Below are 7,194 nucleotides of genomic sequence, written 5' to 3' on the forward strand. Positions count from 1 at the left end.
CTCCAGCCTCCCGGCGGCGCGGGAGGCGGGCTGTCCCGATCCGATCGGGTGCTGACCCGATCCGCTCAGGGCGCCTCGGCGGCCGCTCTCGGCCCTCGTCCGCCCAGGACTCCGACCCGCGCGAGCCCTCCCGGTAGCCTGGAGCGCATGACCGACAGCCAGCACGTCCGCTCCCGCGAGGCCTCGTCCGGCCGCGACCTGACGTACCCGCCGCTGCCCGAGGCGCTCGTCGTCCCCGTCTACGACAACCACACGCACCTCGAGATCGCCGACGGCCTCGAGCCGCTCGACCACCGCGAGCAGCTCGACCGGGCCTCCACCGTCGGGGTCCGCGGCGTCGTCCAGGTCGGCACCGACGTCGAGACGAGCCGCTGGTCGGCCGAGCAGGCGGCGAGCGAGCCGCGGATGCTGGCCGCCGTCGCGATCCACCCCAACGAGGCGCCCGAGCTGGAGCAGCGCGGCGAGCTCGACGCCGCCCTCGCCGTGATCGCCGAGCTGGCGGAGCAGCCGCGGGTGCGCGCCATCGGCGAGACCGGGCTCGACTTCTTCCGCACCGGCGAGAGCGGCCGCGCCGCGCAGTTCCGCTCCTTCGAGGAGCACATCCGCATCGCGAAGGAGCACGACCTCGCGCTGCAGATCCACGACCGCGACGCGCACCGCGAGGTCATCGAGACCCTGCGCCGCGTCGGCGCCCCCGAGCGCACCGTCTTCCACTGCTTCTCCGGGGACGCGGAGATGGCGCGGATGTGCACGGACGAGGGCTGGTACCTCTCCTTCGCCGGCACCGTGACGTTCAAGAACGCCGAGCCGCTGCGGGAGGCGCTCGTCGCGACCCCGCGGCACCTCATCCTGGTCGAGACCGACGCGCCCTACCTCACTCCGTCGCCCTTCCGGGGCCGCCCGAACGCGCCCTACCTCCTCCCGCACACCCTGCGCTCGATGGCCGCGACCCTCGAGACCGACGTCGGCCACCTGGCCGCGACGATCGCCTCGAACACGGAGGCCGTGTACGGCGAGTGGGGCGGCGAGGTCGGCTCCGAGCCGACGGAGCCGGTCGGACCCCTCGCATGAGCGGCCGCCACGCCGCCGAGCCGACGGCCGCCGCGATCCCGCGCCTGCTGGGCCCGGCCGAGATCCGCGACCTCGCCGGCCTCCTCGACGTCACGCCGACCAAGAAGCTCGGCCAGAACTTCGTGCACGACGCCAACACGGTCCGCCGCATCGTCAAGCTCGCTCGGGTGCGCCCGGGGGAGACCGTCGTCGAGATCGGCCCCGGCCTCGGATCGCTGACCCTCGGCCTGCTCGAGGCGGGCGCGCAGGTCGTGGCCGTCGAGATCGACGGGCGCCTCGCCGAGCAGCTGCCGCGCACCGTCGAGCTGATGGCGCCGGGCGCCGATCTCGCGGTCGTGCACGCCGACGCGATGAAGGTGCTCGACCTGCCGGGGGATCCGGTCCGGCTCGTCGCCAACCTCCCGTACAACATCTCGGTGCCGGTGCTCCTGCACTTCCTCGAGCACTTCGCCAGCATCCGGTCCGGAGTGGTGATGGTGCAGTCCGAGGTCGGGCACCGGCTCGCCGCCGGTCCCGGCTCCAAGGTCTACGGCGGCCCGAGCGTCAAGGCGGCGTGGTTCGGCTCCTGGACGACGGGCGGCGCGGTCTCGCGTCAGATCTTCTGGCCGGTGCCGAACGTCGACAGCGTGCTCGTCGCGTTCGACCGCGGCGAGGAGCCGGGCGACGAGACCCTGCGCCGCGCCGTCTTCGCGGTCGTCGACGCGGCGTTCGCGCAGCGGAGGAAGATGCTCCGCCAGTCGCTCGCGACCCTCTTCGGCGACAGCGCCGCGGCGATCGTCGCGCTCGAGCGGGCCGGCGTCCCGCAGACCGCGCGCGGCGAGGAGCTGGACGTCGCCGCCTTCGTCCGCCTGGGCCGCGAGCTCGATCCGGCGCGGGTCCCCGTGCGCGGCGCGGCGGTGCCCGACGGGTCGCCGGCGGAGACCGACGGGGACGACACGGACGGCGACGGGGAGCCCGCCCCGGGTGCGGACGAGGGCGCCTCCGCCACCCTGTAGCGTGGATGCATGGCCCACCGCGCGACGTCGAACCGGGTCCACGCGCGGGCGCCCGGCAAGATCAACGTGTTCCTCAAGGTCGGCGCCGTGCGCGACGACGGGTACCACGAGCTGGCCACCGCGTTCCAGTCGCTCTCCCTCTACGAGGACGTGTTCGCGGAGGAGGCGGCCGACTTCTCGGTCTCCTTCTCGGGCTCGATCGACACCTCCCGCCTGGCCGTCGACGGCTCCAACCTCGCGATCAAGGCGGCTCGGGCGCTCGCCCGGGCGACCGGCTACCGCGGCGGCGTGCACCTCGAGATCGAGAAGAACGTCCCCATCGCCGGCGGCATGGGCGGCGGCTCGGCCGACGCGGCCGCGACCCTGCTCGCCTGCGACGCGCTCTGGGGTACGGCGTGCACGAGGGAGCAGCTGCTGGGCATCGCCGCGAGCCTCGGCGCCGACGTCCCCTTCTCCTTCACCGGCGGCACCGCGATCGGAGTCGGCCGAGGCGACGAGCTGAGCCCGGCGCTCGCCAAGGGCCGCTTCGAGTGGGTGCTGGTCCTCTCGGAGGAGGGCCTGTCGACCCCCGAGGTCTACAGCGAGCTCGACCGGCACCGCGAGCGCCACCTGCACGACTTCCGCCCGATCTCGGCGACCCCCGCCATCGATCCCAACGTGCTGCAGGCCCTCCGCGCCGGCGACGCCGCCATGCTCGCCGACGCGATGCACAACGACCTCCAGGCGCCGGCGCTGCACCTGCAGCCCGGGCTCGCCCGCATCCTCGAGCTCGGCGAGGGCCGCGGGGCGCTCGGCGGCCTCGTCTCGGGGTCCGGCCCGACCGTCGCGTTCCTCGCTCCGGACGCCGATGCGGCGGCCGACCTGCAGCGCGAGCTGAGCTCCGCGCGGCTGAGCGCCGTGCGGGTGTCCGGCCCGGTCCACGGGGCTCGCCTGCTCTCGACCTAGTCGCGGAGGCGGTGCCTCCGGAGCGGGGCTCGCGAGCCTCGCGCCCGGCGCCCTCCACAGACGGTCCGCAGAGAAGTTCCGACCTCGTGGCTTAGAGTGCCGCTCATGTCCCGCCGAGCCACCCTCTTCGCGATCCTCTCCGGGATCGTGGCCGCCGTCGTCGCCCTCGCGGCCGCCGAGGTCGTCGCGGTCTTCACCGGAGCGGGCGGCAGTCCGCTGGTCGCGGTCGGCGGCTTCGTCATCGACATCGTGCCCCCGGGCGTGAAGGACACGGTCATCGCGCTCTTCGGCACCGGCGACAAGCTCGTGCTGCTGGTCTCGATCGGCCTCGCGATCGCGCTGCTGGCCGTCGGCGCGGGAGTCCTCGAGTACCGCCGCCCGCCGTTCGGCGTGCTGCTGCTGGCCGTCGTCGCGGGCGCCGGTGCGCTCGCCGCCGTCAGCCGCGAGGGCGCGTCCGGGATCGACGCGGCGCCGAGCGTCGTGGGCATGGTGGCCGGGGCCGCGGTGCTCCGCTCGGCCTCCGTCCGCCTCCGCGGCTGGCAGGAGGAGCGCGAGAGCGACTCCCCGGACCGCCGGTCGTTCCTCCGCCTGGTCGGGATCGCCGGAGTCGCCGCGGTCGCCGCCGGCATCGGCGCCCGCTTCCTCACGTCCGCCTCCGCCGCCGTCACCGCCGTGCGCGAGGCCGTGTCCCTGCCGGCTCCCGCCTCGGCCGCCGCGCCCGTCGCGGCCGGCGCCGTGCTCGACGACATCGACGGCATCAGCTCCTACGTCACTCCCAACTCCTCGTTCTACCGGATCGACACCGCGCTCTCGGTGCCGTCGGTCGAGCCCGCCGACTGGTCGCTGAAGATCACCGGCATGGTGGAGGAGGAGATCGAGATCACCTGGGACGAGCTGCTCGCGCTGCCGCTCGAGGAGCACCTGGTCACCCTGTCCTGCGTGTCCAACGAGGTCGGCGGCGACCTGATCGGCACCGCCCTCTGGCTGGGCTACCCGATCCGAGAGCTGCTGGCCCGGGCCCGGCCGACCGCCGGCGCCGACATGGTGCTCTCGCGGAGCATCGACGGCTTCACCGCCTCCAGCCCGCTCGACGTGCTGCAGGACGAGGACCGCGCGAGCCTGCTCGCCGTCGGGATGAACGGCGAGCCGCTCCCGGTCGAGCACGGCTTCCCCGTCCGGATGGTCGTCCCCGGCCTGTACGGCTACGTCTCGGCGACGAAGTGGGTCGTCGAGCTGAAGGTCACGACCTTCGCGGAGGACCTGGCGTACTGGTCGACGCGCGGCTGGACCGAGCGCGGTCCGATCAAGATCGAGTCGCGGATCGATGTGCCGCGCCAGGGCCAGCCCGTCGAGGCGGGGACGGTCGCCGTGGCGGGAGTCGCCTGGGCGCCGCACACCGGCATCGCGAAGGTGGAGGTGCAGATCGACGGCGGCGCCTGGCAGGAGGCGCGCCTCGCCGAGCAGGTCACCGCGGACACGTGGATCCAGTGGGTCCTCGAGTGGGACGCGACGGTCGGCGACCACGTCGTGACCGTGCGCGCCACCGACGCGGACGGCACGGTGCAGACCACGGTCGAGCGCCCGCCCGCTCCCGACGGTGCCACGGGACTGCACCGCCGCTCGGTGTCCGTCTCGGAGCCGGCAGCCGCGGGCTGAGGTCCGGGGGCCGCGACCCGGCCGCACTGTGATCGACCCGCGGCGGACCGCTCAGGCGGCACCGCCTAGGCTGGATCCCTATGGCACATCTGCTGGGCGCCGAGGCGCTGCGACTCGAGTACCCCACACGCGTGATCTTCGACGACGTCTCCCTGGGGATCGAGGAGGGCGACCGCATCGGGATCGTCGGACGCAACGGCGACGGCAAGTCGACCCTCCTGCGCCTGCTCGCGCAGCGCATCGAGCCGGACAGCGGCCGCGTCACGCACCGCCGCGGCGTCACGCTCGGGATGCTCGACCAGGCCGACACGGTCGATGAGGACCTCACCGTCGCCCAGGCCGTCGTCGGCGGGCTCCAGGAGCACGAGTGGGCGGGCGACGCGCGCACCCGAGACGTGATCGCGGGCCTGCTGCGCGACGTCCCCTGGGACGGAGTGGTCGGCTCCCTCTCGGGCGGGCAGCGGCGCCGGGTCGCCCTCGCGAAGCTGCTCGTCGGCGACTGGGACGTCGTCTTCCTCGACGAGCCCACCAACCACCTCGACGTCGAGGGCATCGCCTGGCTCGCCGAGCACCTCAAGCGCCGCTGGGCGGCGTCGTCGGGCGGGCTCGCGGTCGTCACCCACGACCGGTGGTTCCTCGACGAGATCTGCACCGCCACCTGGGAGGTGCACGACCGTCTCGTCGAGCCGTTCGAGGGCGGGTACGCGGCGTACATCCTGCAGCGAGTGGAGCGCGACCGGATGGCCTCGACCATGGAGGCCAAGCGCCAGAACCTGATGAAGAAGGAGCTCGCCTGGCTCCGGCGCGGCGCCCCCGCCCGCACGGCGAAGCCCAAGTTCCGGATCGACGCCGCGAACCAGCTGATCGAGGACGAGCCCCCGGTGCGCGACTCGGTCTCGCTCTCGCAGCTCGCCGTCTCGCGCCTGGGCAAGGACGTCGTCGACCTGCTCGACGTCACCGTCCGCTACGGCGAGCGGACCGTCCTCAACCGCATCGAGTGGCGGATCGCGCCCGGCGAGCGCACCGGCATCCTCGGCGTGAACGGCGCCGGCAAGTCGACCCTCCTCGGCCTGGTCGCGGGCAGCGTGGAGCCGACGAGCGGCCGGGTGAAGCGCGGCACCACTGTGCGCGTCGCGATCCTCGACCAGCAGCTGCGCGAGCTCACCGGGGTCCAGCACCGGCCCGTCCGCGAGATCATCGCGGAGCAGCGCACCAGCTACTCCATCGGCGGCAAGGAGATGACCCCGGGCCAGCTGCTCGAGCGGCTCGGCTTCTCGAGCGCGCAGCTCTCGACGCCCGTGAAGGACCTCTCGGGCGGTCAGCGCCGGAGGCTCCAGCTCCTGCTCATCCTGCTCAGCGAGCCCAACGTGCTGATCCTCGACGAGCCGACCAACGACCTCGACACCGACATGCTCGCCGCGATCGAGGACCTGCTCGACTCCTGGCCGGGCACCCTCCTCGTCGTCTCGCACGACCGGTACCTGCTCGAGCGCGTCACCGACCAGCAGTACGCCGTGATGGACGGCGCGTTCCGCCACCTGCCCGGCGGCGTCGAGCAGTACCTCGACCTGCGCCGCGCGCTCGAGAAGGGTGCGCCCGCGGCGGCGTCGTCGGGCTCCTCCTCCGCCGCGCCGGCGTCGAGCGGACTCGCGGGGGCCGAGCGCCGCACCGCGGAGAAGGAGGTGTCGGCGATCGACCGGCGCCTGCACAAGCTCACGCAGCTGACGAAGACCGTGCACGAGAAGATGGCGACGCACGACCAGGACGACTACGACGGCATCCTGGCGCTCAACGCCTCGCTCCGAGCCTACGAGGACGAGGCGGCCGAGCTCGAGCTGCGCTGGCTGGAGCTCTCGGAGCAGCTCGAGGGCTGACGCCGCTCTCCTCCGCGGCACCGGCAGCTGTCCCGTACCGCGTGGGCGGGCCGCCGTCGCGGGCCCGGGGCGACCGGCTCAGCCGAAGTCGAGGGAGAGCTTCCGGAGGAGCTGCGCCAGCCGCTCCTGCTGGGCGTGGGTGAGCGCGCCGAGCAGCTCCTGCTCCGCGTCGACCAGGCGGGTGATCGCCGCGTCGACCCGGGCGAGCCCCGACGGCGTCATCTGCACCAGCACGCCGCGCCCGTCGTTCGGGTCGTCGAGGCGCTCGACCAGGTCGCGCTCGACCAGCCGGTCGATGCGGTTGGTCATGGTCCCGCTGGTGACCATGGTCGCCTGGAGGAGCTGCTTGGGGCTCATCCGGTAGGGCGCGCCCGCGCGCCGCAGGGCCGAGAGCACGTCGAACTCCCACGTCTCGAGCTCCGACCGGCCGAAGGCGCTGCCGCGCGCGCGCTCGAGCTGCTTGGCCAGCCGGCGCATCCGCGAGAAGACCTGGAGCGGCGTGAAGTCGAGATCGGGCCGCTCCCGGACCCAGGCGTCGACGATCCCGTCGACCTCGTCATTCGCACTCACCCGTCCATTGTGGCGGCTGGGCGGCTCGGGGGACGCCGGGAGGCGGACGGGCCGGGAGGCGGAGGGGCCGGGAGGCCCCCGCC

Annotated in this window: 6 protein-coding genes; 5 read left to right on the forward strand and 1 reads right to left on the reverse strand. The window is 73.9% G+C overall.

What is annotated here, in order from left to right; genetic code table 11:
* Positions 1–147 precede the first annotated feature (147 nt).
* From C5B98_RS11340 to C5B98_RS11360, 5 genes are all read left to right on the forward strand, one after another.
* Positions 148–1,071, forward strand: coding sequence for a TatD family hydrolase (locus C5B98_RS11340; protein ID WP_104222332.1), 924 nt, complete (start codon positions 148–150; stop codon positions 1,069–1,071).
* Positions 1,068–2,066: a 16S rRNA (adenine(1518)-N(6)/adenine(1519)-N(6))-dimethyltransferase RsmA gene (gene rsmA / locus C5B98_RS11345; protein ID WP_181065522.1), complete on the forward strand. Its 999-nt coding sequence runs from the start codon at positions 1,068–1,070 to the stop codon at positions 2,064–2,066. Before C5B98_RS11340 ends, rsmA begins: the two co-directional genes overlap by 4 nt.
* A 9-nt stretch (positions 2,067–2,075) precedes the next feature.
* Positions 2,076–3,011, forward strand: coding sequence for a 4-(cytidine 5'-diphospho)-2-C-methyl-D-erythritol kinase (locus C5B98_RS11350; RefSeq protein ID WP_104222334.1), 936 nt, complete (start codon positions 2,076–2,078; stop codon positions 3,009–3,011).
* A gap of 105 nt (positions 3,012–3,116) precedes the next feature.
* The gene (locus C5B98_RS11355; protein WP_104327816.1) at positions 3,117–4,667 is read left to right on the forward strand and encodes a molybdopterin-dependent oxidoreductase; all 1,551 of its coding nucleotides are present in this window, start codon (positions 3,117–3,119) and stop codon (positions 4,665–4,667) included.
* 80 nt (positions 4,668–4,747) lie between these two features.
* A complete protein-coding gene (locus C5B98_RS11360; protein ID WP_104222338.1) occupies positions 4,748–6,541 on the forward strand; it encodes an ABC-F family ATP-binding cassette domain-containing protein in 1,794 nt (597 codons plus the stop codon).
* A gap of 78 nt (positions 6,542–6,619) precedes the next feature.
* Here the strand turns inward: C5B98_RS11360 and C5B98_RS11365 are convergent, their stop codons facing one another.
* Positions 6,620–7,111 (reverse strand): MarR family winged helix-turn-helix transcriptional regulator, encoded by a 492-nt coding sequence (locus tag C5B98_RS11365; protein ID WP_104222340.1) that lies wholly within the window; start codon positions 7,109–7,111, stop codon positions 6,620–6,622.
* Positions 7,112–7,194 lie beyond the last annotated feature (83 nt).

This window comes from Rathayibacter sp. AY1A5, assembly GCF_002930875.1.
In the GTDB taxonomy this organism is placed as follows: Bacteria; Actinomycetota; Actinomycetes; order Actinomycetales; family Microbacteriaceae; genus Rathayibacter.